Below are 16,543 nucleotides of genomic sequence, written 5' to 3'. Positions count from 1 at the left end.
ATCAACAATTCTTATATGGCGATAATAACTTTGACAACCGACTTTGGAGAGAAAGATTACTTTGCTGGTGCGACAAAGGGAGCCATTTACAATGAGTTACCCGATGTCAGAATTGTTGATATCTCACATTCTGTTTCGCCATTTAGTATTCCCGAGGCGGCTTACATCATTTTAAATGCCTATAGCAGTTTTCCAAAAGGGACCATTCATATTATTGGTATTGATTCTGAAATTAATGAGGAAAATAAGCACATAGCGGTATTGTTAGATGGTCATTATTTTATATGTGCCAATAATGGAATTATGAGCATGATTTGTTCTGAAATTGCGCCTGAAAAGATTGTTGAAATTAATATTCACGATAAAATTCAAACCAGCTTTCCAGTTTTAGATGTCTTTGTAAAAGTAGCCTGTCATATAGCTCGCGGTGGAACACTTGAGGTTGTTGGTAAAATTATAGATAAAATTAAGCCTATTAAAAACTTAATTCCGTTTGTAAACGAAGACCAAACACAAATTATTGGGAGTATTATTTATATTGACAATTATGGAAATGTTATAACCAATATTAAGCGGTCATTTTTTGAAACCATCCAAAAAGGGCGCGACTATGTTATATCGGCACGCAACAATAAATTTAAAACCATCTACACCAAATATAGCGATATTGTAGATTTTAAAATTCCCGCAGATAAAAGACATGATGAAGGTCGTGGTTTGGTGGTTTATAATTCTGCCGATTATATAGAAATAGCCGTTTACAAAAGTAATCCGCAAACCGTAGGTAGTGCTTCAACTTTAATGGGTTTAAAATTAATGGATACTATAACGGTTAACTTTACAAAACAATAAGGCATGTTAGTACGTATAGTAAAAATGAGTTTTGAAGATAAGCATATTGATAGTTTTTTAAATAATTTTCATGCGAACAAAGAAGCTATACGCGGTTTTAAAGGCTGCCAATTTTTGGAATTGTACAGAGACAAACACAATACCAATGTATTTTTCACGTATAGTTATTGGAATTCTGAAGCTGATTTAGAGCAATATAGGCATTCTGAATTGTTTAAATTGGTTTGGTCCAAAACCAAACCTTTATTTAATGCTAAACCTGAAGCTTGGAGTGTTGACAAAGTTGCTTCGCTTCAATAATTTAAAATAATGAATAGCTTTGTGTTTTCAAGAGTATTAAAAAACTTAAAACTATAATAACCGAACTGTAGATGTTTGCCATTTTAAGAAAAGAAATAAATACGTTTTTCACTTCCATTATTGGGTATTTGGTCATTGCCTTATTCTTAACGGTTAACGGCCTCTTTTTATGGCTGTTTCATGGGGAGTTTAATATTTTAGATAATGGATTTGCTGATTTGAACAGCTTTTTTCTGTTGGCACCGTGGATATTCATCTTTTTAATTTCTGCCATAACCATGCGCAGTTTTGCAGATGAAAAAAAACAGGGCACATTAGAATTGCTGCTTACCAAGCCCATTAGTCTTTTTAAAATTGTATTGGGCAAATATTTTGGTGCTTTAGCATTAATCCTTTTAGCTTTAATACCTACGCTTCTTTACGTCTACACGGTCTATCAATTAGGGAATCCTGTTGGCAATCTAGATTTAGCCAGCACCTTTGGTTCGTATTTAGGGCTATTATTTTTGGCTGCTGCTTTTACGTCAATTGGGCTATTTTGTTCTAGCCTAACCGATAATCAAATAGTTGCTTTTATTGCCAGTGTATTTATAAGCCTTTTATTCTATATAGGTTTTGAAGGTCTAGCCGATTTTTTGTCGAGCAACTTCATTGAACAACTGGGTATGAACGCCCATTACAAGAGTATGAGTCGTGGCGTCATAGCTACGCGTGATGTCGCTTATTTTTTAAGCATAACCCTACTATTTTTAATACTATCTCAAATTAGTATAAGTCAAAAGACATTCAATAAAAAAACCTACCTTCCGTCTATTGTTTTGGTTTTGGCGTTTGGGACATTAACCTTTACAAAATCGATTTACAAGCGTTTTGATTTAACTTCAGATAAACGCTATACTTTAAGTGATGCAGCCATAGATATAGTACAATCAGCAGAGTCTCCTTTAATTGTTGATGTTTTTTTACAATCAGATAATTTGCCATCAGAATTCAGGCGTTTACAAACGGAAACCAAGCAAATATTAGAGGAATTTGCTGCTAAAAACAATCAGATTAACTTTCAATTTATTAATCCATTAGAAGACGAAACTTCTCGCGACCAAAATATCCAACAATTAATGAATCGTGGTTTAACGCCTATGCAAGTTACGGTTCAAGAATCTGGAAAGTCTAGTCAAGAAGTCATTTTCCCTTGGGCATTGGCCAGTTACAATGGTGTAACAGTTAAAATTCCTTTAGTAAAAAATAAAATTGGTGCCGCTATTCAAGAACTAGCTACCAATTCCATTCAGCATTTGGAATACACGTTTGCTGATGGCTTTAGCAAGTTAATCAACCCTAAACGTAAAAAAATAGCCATTTTAAAAGGCAATGGTCAATTACAGGATGCTTATATTTTCGACTTTGTAAAAAGCATTAAAGACTATTATTTTATTGCACCTTTTACATTAGATAGCGTCTCCAATAGCCCTCTAAAAACTTTGAAGGGTATACAGGAATACGATTTAATAATCTCTGCAAAGCCAACCAAACCATTTACCGAAGAAGAAAAATACGTACTCGACCAATACACTATGTCTGGAGGAAAAAGCCTTTGGTTAATGGATGCTGTCGCCATGGAAAAAGACAGCTTATATAACGAAACGGGTACAGCCATAGCAACACGAAGAGATTTAAATTTAACCGATTTCTTTTTTAAGTATGGTGTGCGCGTTAATCCGGTTTTAGTAAACGATTTGTATTCGGCAAAAATCACATTGGCCACTGGCGAAGGTAGCCAATCACAGTTTCAGCAATTACCTTGGTTTTATTCACCTTTGGTAAATGCCACAGTAAATCATCCTGTAGTAAATAACCTTAATTTAATTCGGTTTGATTTTGCCAATCAGATTGATACATTAGAAAACAATATTGCAAAGACTGTACTCTTGGAAAGTTCTATTTTGAGTAAATTAGATGGTACACCTCGGGAAATAAGTTTGGATATGACAACTAAAGAACCACAGCCCGATTTATACACCAATGGCAATCAAAATTTGGCGGTATTATTGGAAGGCAATTTTACATCTGTTTATAATAACAGAATTAAGCCTATAAACTATAGTGATGACAAAACCACAAGTGCTCCAACAAAACTGTTGGTAATAGCTGATGGTGATGTCATAAAAAATGATCTTGGTAAAAACGGGCCTCAAGAATTAGGTTTTGATAGATGGACTGGTCAAACTTATGGTAATAAAGAATTTTTAGTCAACGCAGTAAATTATCTGCTCGACGAAAACGGACTTATAAACATTCGCACTAAAGAAGTTGCCATAGCCTTTTTGGATGTTCAGAAAACAAGTAAAGAAAAAACAAAATGGCGCATGCTAAATATTTTAGTCCCTATAGCGGTTTTAGTGACATTTGGGCTTATCTTCAATTTTGTACGCCGAAAAAAATATGCAAAATAAAACCGCGATTTAAAGTCTGTTGAGGGCTTGTTTTTCCCTTTTATTTGTTAATAAGTTTGTTTCCAATATTAATAGCTTTAAGATATATTTGTAGTAGTATTCATTTGAACAAATAAAGTATTTTAAATAGATGAAATTTATAGTATCGAGTACCTATTTACTAAAACAATTGCAAGTTCTGGGTGGTGTAATCAATAATTCAAACACACTACCTATTTTAGATAATTTCCTTTTTGAATTAAATAATACCGAGTTAACTATCTCTGCCAGTGATTTAGAAACCACTATGTCTGCTAAATTAGATGTAGAAAGTGATAACAGTGGTAGTGTTGCTGTTCCTGCGCGTTTGTTGCTTGATACCTTAAAAACATTTCCAGAGCAACCTTTAACCTTTGTTGTTGAAGATAACAATACTGTTGAAATTAGTTCAAATCACGGAAAATATGCCCTAGCTTATGCTGATGGTAATGAGTTTCCTAAAGCTGTAAGTTTAGAAAATGCAAGTTCAACTGTTTTAAATGGCGACATTTTAGCGACGGCTATTAACAAAACTATTTTCGCAGCTGGAAACGACGATTTACGTCCGGTAATGAGTGGTGTATTCTTTCAGTTTTCAACAGAAGGCTTAACCTTTGTAGCTACCGATGCTCATAAATTGGTAAAGTATGCTCGTGAGGATGTTAGCGCTAATGAAGTAACAGAATTTATTATGCCTAAAAAACCTTTAAATCTTTTAAAAGGCATATTAGCTGCAAGCGATGAAAATGTTACCATAGAATACAACGATTCGAATGCTAAATTCACTTTTGAAAATGTTGAGTTGATTTGCAGATTAATAGATGGTAAATACCCGAATTATGAAGCTGTAATTCCAAAGGAAAATCCAAATAAGCTTACCATCAGTAGAACACAGTTTTTAAACTCGGTGCGTCGTGTAAGCATATTCTCGAATAAAACCACCCATCAGATTCGCTTAAAAATAGCTGGAGCAGAATTGAATATTTCAGCAGAAGATATTGATTATAGCAACAAAGCCGAAGAGCGATTAACCTGTGATTATCAAGGTGACGACATGCAAATAGGTTTTAACTCTCGTTTTTTAACCGAAATGTTAAACAACCTAACCTCTGATGATGTGCAATTGGAAATGAGTTTGCCAAACCGCGCAGGTATTTTAACCCCTGTTGATGGACTGGATGAAGGCGAACAGGTAACCATGTTGGTGATGCCCGTGATGCTTAACAACTAAAAAAGCATTTAACTATAACTTTAAACGCCCACAAATTGTGGGCGTTTTTTGCATCAAGAGTTTTGGCATACTATGCCACGCTATTAACTATTAAAAGAGAAAATATTGTTATGATGCCTCACAATTATTTTCTTCGCGTTTAACACCCAATTTCACCAAAAAGGTTTCCATTAAGCACCATTTTGTAAAAGCCGATTGCAACAAGTTAGCGCCCACAAAAATGGTAAACCACAACCAGTTCTGGTTTACATACATACCAAGCAGTACGCTAATAATCACAAATGTGCCTGCAATAGCTCTAATATATCTATTTATCATAATATAAAATATTTAAATGTTTCGCTCTATAGGTAATACAACAGCTCTTATTGGGTTGTTAGTTTCTAAATTGTTATTATAACCTTCTATTAATTTGAAAAGATTGTCAATCTTGTCATCAGTGGTAAACGAAAAGAACAGACTCGATTCGTTGCCCCCTTTTTCATGGGCAAACCAACTGTTGGTTGTCAGTAGCGTAGGCGCACTTTTGTAGCCGTCAATTTCAGACTCGCTAAAATTCTCTATGCCTGATTTTTTAAACAGTTTTATCACATCATTGTGAAATGCTTCAACTGTTGTTACAATTACTAGTTTCATCTGTTAATATTTATTTGTTTTCATAGGTCAAATAGAATGCCCCAATTGTAATTTTTAGTAGTTTGAAAATAGTTGCAAATAAACATTTCATAATTAGTTATGTTTTTTGCGTTCAATCATATAATACACTAATGGCACAACCAAAAGAGTTAATACCGTACTTACAATAGTGCCTCCCATTAATGAAATGGCTAAGCCTTGAAAAATAGGGTCAAACAGGATAACAAAGGCTCCAATAACCACAGTTCCTGCAGTCAGCAATATTGGCGTTGTTCTTACAGCTCCAGCCTCAATAGCCGCTTGTTTTAACGGTATACCTTCATTTAAACGCAGGTTGATAAAATCAATTAACAATACCGAATTCCGCACCATGATACCTGCCAAGGCAATCATACCAATAAATGAGGTTGCCGTAAAGAAGGCTCCCATTAACCAATGTCCTAATACGATACCTATTAGGGACAATGGAATAGCGACCATCATAACCACTGGTGCCTTAAAGTTTTGGAACCAACCTACGATTAAAATATAAATCAAAATTATAGCTCCTAAAAAGGCGATTCCTAAATCTCGAAAGACTTCAAGCGTAATTTGCCATTCACCATCCCATTTCACGGTATAGTCATCTTCAAACTCCGGTTGGTTCATATACAATTCATTCATCTCATAACCTTCAGGCAAATCAATAGTTTTCAACTTGTCTTCCATACCCAAAATGGCGTAAGCGGGACTTTCCAGTTCTCCTGCCATGTCTGCTAAAACATACACAACACGCTTCTGGTTTTTTCTGTAAATACTTTTTGCTCTTGTAATAGGTTCTATCGCTACCAAATCACTTATGGAAACCATGTGACCTTGTTGCGATTGTAATTGCAATTGCGCTATATCTTGAACCGTGGATTTTTCCTTTTCATCAAGAGCCATAACAATACCTACTTGATTCGCCGCATGCTCATCATATAAATGGGAAATAGCTTTATTGGAAAGCGTTCTATTTAACGTATAAGAGATCTGTTGTGGTGTAACACCATAAAGCATGGCTTTTTCTTTATCAATAATGAATTCATATTCAATTTGATCAGATTCAACCATCCAATCCACATCTACTACATCATCCGTTTGTTTTAGAATATTTTGAATATTATTGGCTACTTCAATTTGTTTATTATAATCTGGCCCATAAACCTCTGCTACAATAGTTGAAAGCACTGGCGGTCCTGGTGGCACCTCAACCAATTTTACGTTAGCATTAAACGTTTCGGCTATTTTCTGTATATCTGGGCGCAATAACTTAGCAATATCATGACTCTGTGCACTACGTTTACTTTTATCAATAAGGTTCACCTGTATATCTGCCATATTGCTTCCGCCACGCAAATCGTAATGTCTTACCAATCCGTTAAAGGTTATAGGCGCCGAAGTACCGATATAATTTTGATAGCTTACAACTTCTGGCCTAAACGACAAATATTGTGAGATCTCTTGTGTCACTAGGGCTGTACGTTCCAATGTTGTCCCTTCTGGCATATCGATAACCACTTGAAATTCATTCTTATTATCAAATGGTAGCATTTTTACCGCTACAGAGTTGGTGAAAAATAGTCCCATAGAAGCTATTAGCAATAGAAATGTCAGTCCCAAAAACAACCATCGCTTTGCTTTGCTTTCAATTAAAGGACGTTCCAACTTGTTATATACCTTATAGATAAGAGTTTCTTCTAAAGCTTTTTCCGGCTTATCCTTTTTGGTCTTTTTATCTTTTTCTCTCAAAAAAATAAACCCGAGATATGGTGTTATAGTTAGGGCTACGAATAATGATAAAATCATAGCTATCGAGGCCCCTATTGGCATGGGTGCCATATATGGGCCCATTAAACCAGATACAAAAGCCATTGGTAAAACCGAAGCAATTACCGTAAAAGTGGCCAAAATAGTTGGGTTTCCAACTTCGTTAATGGCATATAAGGCTGCTTGTTTAAATGGTAGGCGCTTCATTTTAAAATGCCTATGCATATTTTCAGCAATAATAATAGAATCATCAACCACAATACCCGTAACAAAAACTAAGGCAAATAGAGTGATTCGGTTTAAGGTATAATCCAACATGTAGTAGCTTAACAATGTTAGCGCAAAGGTTATTGGTACTGATAAAAACACAACCAATCCGCCACGCCATCCCATAGCTAGCATAACCACCAATGTTACAGCTATAATGGAACCAATAAGGTGCAACAACAACTCCGATACTTTATGAGAAGCCGTTTCGCCATAATTTCTGGTAACTTCTACATGCACATCATCGGGTATTAAAGTTTTCTCTAAATGGTCAACCTTATTGATGATTACATCTGCTATTTTCATGGCATCGGCTCCTTTGCGTTTAGCTACTGAAATAGTTACAGCAGGATACTCTGATGGAAATTTTTGTGACTTTTTACTAGCCTTACCAAAACCTAAACTCACATAATCAACTGGTACTTCTGGACCATCTATAACTTTTGCAAGTTGTTTAAGATAAATAGGTTGGTTCTGCAAAACACCTACCACAAGATTTTCAACGTCTGAAACTGTCTTTAAAAAGTTTCCTGATGAAACCAAAAATTCTTCGTCATTCTTGTCAAAGCTACCAGCTCCCAATTGTATGTTATTGGCCTGAATCATTTGAGCTACACTCAAAAAATCCAGTCCGCTAGCCGCAAGCTTATCTTTATCTAAAACCACACGAACTTGGCGGCTATGGCCTCCTATTTGTTGTGTAATGGCAACATCATTTACTTTTTCAATTTCGGTTGAGAGCTCTTCTGCTATTTGCCCCAATTGATAGCTATCATAACTTTCACTCCATAAGGTTAAACCTAGCATAGGCACATCATCAATAGCTCGTGTTTTTACCAAAGGCATTGTTACCCCTTGTGGCATTTGATCCATATGCTTATTAATTTCGTTGTAGAGTTTCACATAGGAGCGCTCAATATCTTCCCCAACATAAAACTGAACAATCACCATGCCCTGTTCTTTCATAGATGTTGAATACACATATTCAACACCTTTAATATTCGATATTATCTTTTCTAACGGTTGGATAACCCGAGATTCAACTTCTTTTGGGCTAGCACCTGGATAACCAACAAAAATATCGGCCATAGGCACATCAATCTGTGGCTCTTCTTCACGTGGAATTAAAAACGAACTATAAACACCTATTACCATGAATACAATCATGAGGAGAATAGTAAGTTTCGAACCTATAAAGTTTTTGGCAATTTTACCAGCTAATCCTTCTTTCATAATCTTTTAATTTGAAATAATTTCGACTGTTATTCTGCGGTAACTTTTACACCATTATAAAGTTTACCTTCAGCTGATATGATGTATTGTTCGCTAGCATTTAAACCTGAAAGGACCTCTATCAGCTCGCCATAATCACGCCCCAAGCGCAACCAACGCAACAGAGCTGTATTAGTTTGACTAACGGTATAAACACCTGAAAGCTGACCATTGGTTACTAAAGCCGATTTAGGTATAAGAACCAATTCAGTAGTTGATTTTCTATCAATAGGAAATTGCACAGTAGCAAACATTCCTGAACGCACATCCATTACAGGTTCCTGTAACGCAATTTTCACTAAATACTGACCGCCAGAATGTTTAGCTGATGTACTTACTTCACTTACTTTTCCTTGTAATGTTTTGTTTAAGGATTTCACCAAAACCTGCACTTCTGTTCCTTGTTGTACTTGTGTTATATTAGATTCTGGAACCATAGCAATAACCTCAAAATCATTTGGCCCTTCAACAGATACCAAAGGCATACCTGGATTCGCCATGTCACCTGATTTTACATTTACTTGAGTAACAACACCATTAAAAGGAGCAGCTATATTAACATAAGCAAACTGGGCATTAATTTCATTTTGCTGCTGTTTAGCGGCTTCCAATTGTGCCGCTGCCATATTATATTGCGTCGTAACATCATCAAATTCCTTTTGGGTGGCACTATTCTTTGCAAACAAACTTTTAAATCGGTTATAATCCTTTTCTGCATTTTTATATGCTACATTGGCTTGTGCAATTACTGCATTAACTTGAGCACGTTTTGCTTCAAGATCGGTATTATTGACCATAAGCAATAACTCTCCTTTTTTTACAGCATCGCCTACTTTCACTTTTACACGTTCAATATATCCCATATGGCGTGTACTTAAATCGGCACTATTTACGGCTTGAATTTTACCGCTTACGCTCAAAAATGGACTGTTGCTATTATCACTTATAGAACTTACGGCTACTTGAATTGGAGCATTAGAACTCGATATTGATTCCTCTTTATCATTTCCGCAGCTGGCAAAAAGCACTGTAGCCGTTAAAAATATTGATGTTATTTTTTTCATGTTCATGTTCTGTTATTGAGTTAAAAATCGCACATAGGCTTGTGCATAATTATATTCGAAAATGGTTTGATAGTAGATTAATTGCTTTTGGGCGTATTGGGTTTCAGTCAGTAATAAATCGGTCGTTTTCTCAAGACCTTCTTGAAAACGGTCGGTACGTATTCTCAAGGCTTCTTTAGATTGCTCTAAAGCCAGTTCAGACAACTGCAATTTTTGTTCAGCGTCTACCAACATACGCTTGGCCTTATTCAGTTCCAATTGACTTTCAGACTTGTACTGTTCAAACTCCCACTTAGATTTTTCTAAAATGGCCTTGCTCTTTTTTACTTTACCAAAACGTTTTGTCCCATCCAATACTGTCCAGCTTAATTGAGCACCAATTATATATCCATTGGCATTTCCTTGAAATATTTTATCATCATAGAGTTCATAGCTCCCAAATGCATTTAAGCGTGGTAAAAAATTCATCTTATCAGCCTTGTACATGGTCTCGTAAGCATCTGTGACAAACTCCATAGCCTTAATGTCAGATCGGTCTTTTGATAACTCCAGTTTACCAAATGATACGTTGGAATCAATTTGCAAACTATCTGTTGGTCTAAATACAACATCAGATTCTGTATTCATGATATAAGACAAATAGTTGGACACATTTTCCAACTGTGTTTTGGCCTGTTGCAGTTGATTCTTAACTTCGGTTACTCGAACTTCGACAGCCAACACATCGGCACGCTGCAAATACCCCTGATCAAACTTGTCTTCTGCCATTTTTTTATTGGCTAAAGCCGCATCTAAAGACTGTTGCAACACGGCAATAGCCTTATACGCCAATTGTAGCTGCATGTAGGCTTTTTCGGCTTCAAGTTTTAGATAATCATTTGTTCTTTCAACCTGCAAGCTCATGGCTTGCATTTTATCTTTTGCCGCCTTACGTTGGTAAAATCCATCAACATTAATTAAGGGCTGTTGAATTTCAAACTTGGTAGCAAAGTTTTGAGTCTGATCTGGATTATTTAATGTTTGAGGATTAAAATCATCAACGGTAATAATACCTTGGTTTAATTTTGAACCAAAAGCCATTAAAGGATTGGTTGTTGACAACCCTGTATGTGAAACAGCTATATTAGGAAAAAAAACAGCCTGCGTTTGTTTATAATCTGCTTTAGCTTCATTATAGCTCTCTTGAGTTATTTTAATAGTATAATTATCTTCTAAAACAGCATTTAGAACTTCAGCTTTTGTAATAGGCGTAATACTTTGAGCGATCAATAAACTACTCCAATTAAAAAAAACCAATAGCCATACATAAGTTTTATACTTCATAATGTAATTTTTATGAAGCAAAAGTAGTCGTGTTTTCAGGCATTGTCAGTAACAAAGGTTACCGACCCATATTAGTGTAAAATAAAAAGCGCTCACCAAATGGTGAGCGCTTCTCTAGCCTTGAATACTTTTAACTAACTAACAAAATTAATAGACAAGGGATATTTTGGTATTTCTCCATTACTAGTTTTTATGGCATTTACGATTGGAAATATAAAGGCTATTAGTCCTATTACAATAAGTCCTATGAATCCTAAACCTAATAGCAATATGGCCGGAACACATAGAATAGAATAGATAATAATACTTAATTGAAAGTTAAGAATATTCTTTCCATGCTCATCCATTTTATATACTTTATCTTTTTGCGTAACCCAAATAAGTAACGGCACTATTAGTCCACCAAACCCCGTAAAACAGGTAAGTAACTGGCATAAATGCGTTATAACTAAAAGTTGATTGTCTTCTCTCATGATGGCTTTGATTTATTGATTGATGTACCTATGTGACGTAGATTAGATTAAAACGTTACAAGTAAAATGATATTTATTCTTGAATACCATGATTCTTAAGAATCTGAATAAAACGCGGATCGTCTTTTAAATAATTAAAAAAGTCATTACGTTCTCGTTTTAAAGTTCTAGTTTGCTTGTGACGAACAGTATCCAAATAATACAAAACGCTATCTGTCATCTTTAAACTTGAATATACCATCGCCAATTGGTGGTTTTTTTCGTTGGGGTGTGCATTTTTCCTAATGGAGTCAATAATTCTATAGGCACTTACCGTGTCTCCAACTTTCGTATAGTAATAGCCTAAAAATCGGTTAAATACATTTTGTTTATTAACCATTTTAGTTAAAGGAACTATGGCCTCTTGATATTTATCCTGATCCGCATAAAGTCTGAAAAAATTTCTATTAATAACAAATTCGTTATTTCCTGAATCTTCTTTTTGAACTTTCTTCATAAGTTGTTCAGCCTCATCATACTTATAATTCGCCATTAAAGCGGTAAAATAGCCGTTAGCAGTTGCAAATGACAAAGGGTCTAACCTATAAGCGATTTCGGCTTGTTCCAATTGTTTTTCGTATTCTTGATTGTAATAAAAAAATGTGGAGTATTGGTGTCTTGCTGTTAAATCGTTAGGAGATAAAGCAATAGCTTTTTCAAATGCCGCTTGGGCCTCCTCTTTTTTACCTTCAATATTATAAATCAATCCCTTTACTGAATATATTCGCGATACCTTATTGTTTATTTGTTCCGCTTTATCCAAATAGGCATTAGCCAATTGCGATGCTTCTTCTGGATCGCGAGAAGAATAATAGGTTTCTAAATAGATAGAATTAGCAATTTCTGCATAGGCTTCAGCATAACTGGAATCAATCTCTATGGCTTTTTTATATAACTCAATACTTCTCGCCAAACTTTCACTATTTCGTTTATCGGCTTCCTTTCTTCCCGTTAAAAAGAGCTTATAGGCTTCAATATCACGTATCGGGATTGTGGATAATTCTTTTTGTTCTTCAAAAGAAATACTCATATCCAATGCTTCAACAATTTTTTGCGAGACTTCAGATTGTACTTTAAAAATATCGGTTAAAACAACATCGTACTTATTACCACTTATAATTTTATCCGTACTAACTTCAATCAACTGGGTATTAATTCGCACATCATTATCATATTTTAAAATACTACCCACCAAAACATAAGAAACATTTAACTCTTTAGCTATTTTATCTAGACTTTTATCTGTGTCTTTATAGCCCATAACGGAGTTTCTGGATATAACATGCAAATCCTTTATTTTAGATAAATTGGTGAGTATATCCTCTGTCATCCCATCTCGAAAAATTTCGGCATCATGATCATCACTCAAGTTATCAAACGGCAGTACAGCAATAGACTTATCAATAACCGAACCTGTGCCCTTAAAAACATCCAACTTGTAAAAAGTAAATACAAGAGCCAATAAGAGTAATACAGCCACTAAAGCTTTTAAGCCTAAATATTTCTTTTTTTGCGGAACAGAACTTTTTAACTTCTCTTTTATTATTTCTTTTTTGGGAATAACCAAACCCTTATTTGATATCGCAAATATGGGCATGGTATCATTAACATTCTTTAATTCAAAAGCATCAAGAAATTTAGATTGAATATGACTATGGTTCCGTATTTGGTCATGAACCCTATCAGAAATCAATATGCTACCAGGTAACGCACAGGCTTCAATTCGAGATGCCACATTTACGGCATCTCCAATAATATCATCTTTAGAATAGACAATATCACCAACATGAATACCAATTCTTACGGGAATTTTAGGCTCTTTTAAAAATTCCATCTGTAATTCAATGGCGCAATCTACAGCTTCAACAGTACTTTTAAATGTGCTCAATGTACCATCTCCAAAATACTGTATAATATTACCATTGTGCTTTTCTGTAATCGCTTTAAAAGCTTCGCGATGCCTATTTCTAATTAATATTGTTTCGGCCTCATCACGCTGCATTAACGAGGTATAACCCTCAATATCCGTAAACATGATAGCAGCAAGCAACCTTTGTTGTGACATCTATATGAAGAATTAATTAACAGATTAAATTTAAGTAAATATTCTTAAACTTAATTCTCAATTTAAAAGTTGATAGGATAACTACGATAAATATTAATATATTTATAGTACAATTTTTAGAACATGCCTAAACTAGCTACTGAAAATCTAATTGAGTTTTTATCAAACATTCCTTTCTTTTCTGAAGTCAACAAAAGTTCCCTTAAACATTTAACCACAGTACTGGAACAAGAGACATTTAGAAAAAATAAATTAGTATTTGAAAAAGGTAATGTAGGTGAATACATGTACATTATTTTATCAGGCAGTGTTAAAGTACATGAAAAAAATCACGTATTTGGTCACATGATTGCAGGCGAGTGTTTTGGTGAATATGCCTTAATTGACAGTAACAAACGCTCGGCTTCAATAACTACTTTAGAAGAAACCCATGTTTTAAAAATTTATAGAGAGCATTTTTTTCAACTTATCTCTAATGATATTGGGTTTTCACAAGGTATTTTATCTGTACTTATTAAAAGACATCGCAATATTGATATCATACAGGAAAATCTAGCCTCATCAAAAAAAGCTTTGGAAATAGCCAACTCCAAGTTAAGTGGGCTGATTGATGGTGCCATGGATGCCATTATCATGTTTGATGAAAAATTTAGAATCCTGCTAACCAATCCTTCAGCCAATGTATTGTTTGAAAACGAAGACGTTATTCAACGCAATCTATTATTCTTTTTAGATGAAAGCAGCGCCAATAGTATTCAAAATCTTATAAAAAACAATTTGAATACTGACCAACCCTTAAGCAGTAATTACTTACCTGATGTTATTAAGGTAATAGGCTCCAACGAAACAGAAACCTTAAACGAAGGAACCATAAGCAAATGGGGAGATAGCACAACCGCTTTCTACACCTTAATATTAAGAAATATACAAGATAGGCTTCAAGCTGAAGATAAAATCGAATTTTTAACCTCGCAAACCGAGTACCTTAAAGAAGAAATAAAAGAGCTTACTAGCGATCATGGAATTATCGCTGAAGATAAAAGTATGAAAAAGGTACTACAGCTAATCAATAAAGTTGCCTCTACCAATGCTACCGTTCTCATTAATGGCGAAACAGGTACAGGAAAAGAACTTGTAGCCCGAGCCATACATCAATTAAGTGATAGAAAGGACAAACCTTTAATACGCATTAATTGCGGTGCTATTCCAACCAATTTAATTGAAAGCGAACTCTTTGGTCATGAAAAAGGGGCATTTACGGGAGCAACCACAACTAGAAAAGGCCGCTTTCTTCTAGCTGATAAAGGAACCATTTTTTTAGATGAAATTGGCGAATTACCTTTGGAACTGCAACCCAAACTGTTACGGGTTATTCAAGAAGGTGAATTTGATCCAGTAGGCAGCTCCGAAACCATTAAAGTTGATGTACGTATCATTGCGGCTACACATCGCGATTTAATGCAACATGTTAAGGATACAAAATTTAGGGAAGATTTATTCTATAGATTAAATGTGTTTCCCATTACAGTTCCACCGCTTCGTAATCGAGGTAATGATATTTGTTTGATAGCTGAACACATGATTACAGAATTTTCGCGTGAATTGAACAGACCTATAAATCTTCCGTCAGAAGACGATAAAACTGCCTTTATAAACTACAATTGGCCAGGAAATGTTCGTGAACTCCAAAATTTAATAGAACGTGCCATAATTATTTCGCAAAACAATACCGTTTCTTGGCAATCCATTATTCCACTAGAACAAACAGAACAAGAAGCCACCAGCATACAAACACCCAACACAATCTATACAGCGCCAGAGCTTATAGAAATTGAAAAAGCCAATATTGAACGTGCACTAAAACGTACCAAATGGAAAATATCTGGTGAAAATGGTGCTGCCAAGCTTTTAAAACTACCACCTACTACTCTCGCTTCAAGAATAAAAGCTTTAGGTATAGAAAGACCTATCTAAACCTCCTGAAATTCACGATATCTCGGAAATAAACTAACGACATTTCATTAATTAACGAAATATCGTTACATAAAAACATCGTTAATTATTGTTTAACTATTTGATTTACTGATATTTACGAAGCTTGGCACAGCAACTGCATATATATTAACAACAAAATGTTTAACAATTTAAATTTTAAAAAAATGATTACAACAGCAAATGTTAAAAACGGAGTAAACGTAGACCAATTAGTAGAAACAATTAGTCACATTCAAGAACAACCAGAATTAGCAAAATTTCAATTTAGAGCTAAAAATAACTGGATCGATGGCGGACATTGTGTATCAAGTATCAAAAGTTTTTATGGTGCAGGTGCAGAAGACTCATCACGTGAAGAAACCTTCACTATGGAATGCAGTCACCCACAAGTCCTTTTAGGCCAAGATGAGGCAGCAACACCTCCAGAAGTAGTATTACATGCTTTAGGATCTTGTTTAACTGGTGCCATGGTTTACCATGCGGCTGCAAACGGAATTGACATCGAAAGCGCTTCTTCTTCTTTAGAAGGTAATGCTGACTTACACGGATTTTTAGGATTAGATCCAGAAGTACGCACAGGATTCAACGGTATTACTTTTAAATTAAAAGTTAAGTCTGACGCTTCAGCTGAACAATTGGAAAATTTAGCAAAATTCTCTCCAGTTTTCGACATGATTACCAACCCAACTCCAGTTTCAATTGAAATTGTAAAGGAGTAGTAAATCCCTAAAAAATGGCTGAATCATAAAACGTGATCAGCCATTTTT

Annotated in this window: 13 protein-coding genes; 6 read left to right on the top strand and 7 right to left on the bottom strand. The window is 34.9% G+C overall.

Annotation, left to right across the window (positions count from 1 at the left end):
* Window positions 1-15: 15 nt before the first annotated feature.
* The 4 genes from K7G76_RS06655 to dnaN all read left to right on the top strand — a co-directional run bounded on the left by K7G76_RS06655 (window position 16) and on the right by dnaN (window position 4,854).
* Entirely contained in the window at window positions 16-852 is an 837-nt protein-coding gene (locus tag K7G76_RS06655; RefSeq protein ID WP_223033377.1) for an SAM hydrolase/SAM-dependent halogenase family protein, read from the top strand.
* A gap of 3 nt (window positions 853-855) precedes the next feature.
* Window positions 856-1,152 carry a putative quinol monooxygenase gene (locus tag K7G76_RS06650; RefSeq protein WP_223033376.1) on the top strand — a complete coding sequence of 99 codons (297 nt, stop codon included), beginning with the start codon at window positions 856-858 and terminating at the stop codon, window positions 1,150-1,152.
* Window positions 1,153-1,223: 71 nt separating this feature from the next.
* On the top strand, window positions 1,224-3,605 hold the full coding sequence (gene gldG / locus K7G76_RS06645; RefSeq protein WP_223033375.1) for a gliding motility-associated ABC transporter substrate-binding protein GldG: 2,382 nt from the start codon (window positions 1,224-1,226) through the stop codon (window positions 3,603-3,605).
* A gap of 130 nt (window positions 3,606-3,735) precedes the next feature.
* Complete coding sequence (dnaN, locus tag K7G76_RS06640) at window positions 3,736-4,854, top strand: DNA polymerase III subunit beta (protein ID WP_223033374.1); 1,119 nt, start codon at window positions 3,736-3,738, stop codon at window positions 4,852-4,854.
* 108 nt (window positions 4,855-4,962) lie between these two features.
* On the opposite strand, the gene K7G76_RS06635 is transcribed toward dnaN, so the two are convergent.
* The 7 genes from K7G76_RS06635 to K7G76_RS06605 form a co-directional block, all read right to left on the bottom strand.
* On the bottom strand, window positions 4,963-5,172 hold the full coding sequence (locus K7G76_RS06635; RefSeq protein ID WP_223033373.1) for a YgaP family membrane protein: 210 nt from the start codon (window positions 5,170-5,172) through the stop codon (window positions 4,963-4,965).
* A 12-nt stretch (window positions 5,173-5,184) separates the two neighbouring features.
* A complete protein-coding gene (locus tag K7G76_RS06630; RefSeq protein WP_223033372.1) occupies window positions 5,185-5,490 on the bottom strand; it encodes a hypothetical protein in 306 nt (101 codons plus the stop codon).
* A 93-nt stretch (window positions 5,491-5,583) separates the two neighbouring features.
* Entirely contained in the window at window positions 5,584-8,778 is a 3,195-nt protein-coding gene (locus tag K7G76_RS06625; RefSeq protein ID WP_223033371.1) for an efflux RND transporter permease subunit, read from the bottom strand.
* A gap of 29 nt (window positions 8,779-8,807) precedes the next feature.
* Entirely contained in the window at window positions 8,808-9,881 is a 1,074-nt protein-coding gene (locus K7G76_RS06620) for an efflux RND transporter periplasmic adaptor subunit (RefSeq protein WP_223033370.1), read from the bottom strand.
* A 12-nt stretch (window positions 9,882-9,893) separates the two neighbouring features.
* The gene (locus tag K7G76_RS06615; protein ID WP_223033369.1) at window positions 9,894-11,204 is read right to left on the bottom strand and encodes a TolC family protein; all 1,311 of its coding nucleotides are present in this window, start codon (window positions 11,202-11,204) and stop codon (window positions 9,894-9,896) included.
* Window positions 11,205-11,338: 134 nt separating this feature from the next.
* On the bottom strand, window positions 11,339-11,677 hold the full coding sequence (locus K7G76_RS06610) for a DUF4870 domain-containing protein (RefSeq protein WP_223033368.1): 339 nt from the start codon (window positions 11,675-11,677) through the stop codon (window positions 11,339-11,341).
* Window positions 11,678-11,750: 73 nt separating this feature from the next.
* Window positions 11,751-13,781 (bottom strand): adenylate/guanylate cyclase domain-containing protein, encoded by a 2,031-nt coding sequence (locus tag K7G76_RS06605; RefSeq protein ID WP_223033367.1) that lies wholly within the window; start codon window positions 13,779-13,781, stop codon window positions 11,751-11,753.
* Between the two features lie 123 nt (window positions 13,782-13,904).
* Between K7G76_RS06605 and K7G76_RS06600 the strand changes: the two genes are divergently transcribed.
* Both K7G76_RS06600 and K7G76_RS06595 read left to right on the top strand, forming a co-directional pair.
* Window positions 13,905-15,755, top strand: a complete 1,851-nt coding sequence (locus K7G76_RS06600; RefSeq protein ID WP_223033366.1) for a sigma 54-interacting transcriptional regulator — start codon at window positions 13,905-13,907, stop codon at window positions 15,753-15,755.
* A 185-nt stretch (window positions 15,756-15,940) separates the two neighbouring features.
* Window positions 15,941-16,495, top strand: coding sequence for an OsmC family protein (locus K7G76_RS06595; RefSeq protein WP_223033365.1), 555 nt, complete (start codon window positions 15,941-15,943; stop codon window positions 16,493-16,495).
* Window positions 16,496-16,543: the final 48 nt, after the last annotated feature.

The sequence above is a fragment of the Hanstruepera marina genome (assembly GCF_019880635.1).
Taxonomy (GTDB): Bacteria; Bacteroidota; Bacteroidia; order Flavobacteriales; family Flavobacteriaceae; genus Hanstruepera; species Hanstruepera marina.
The sequence above is the reverse complement of the archived record's forward strand: the minus strand, read 5'-3'. Positions and strand labels throughout refer to the sequence as shown.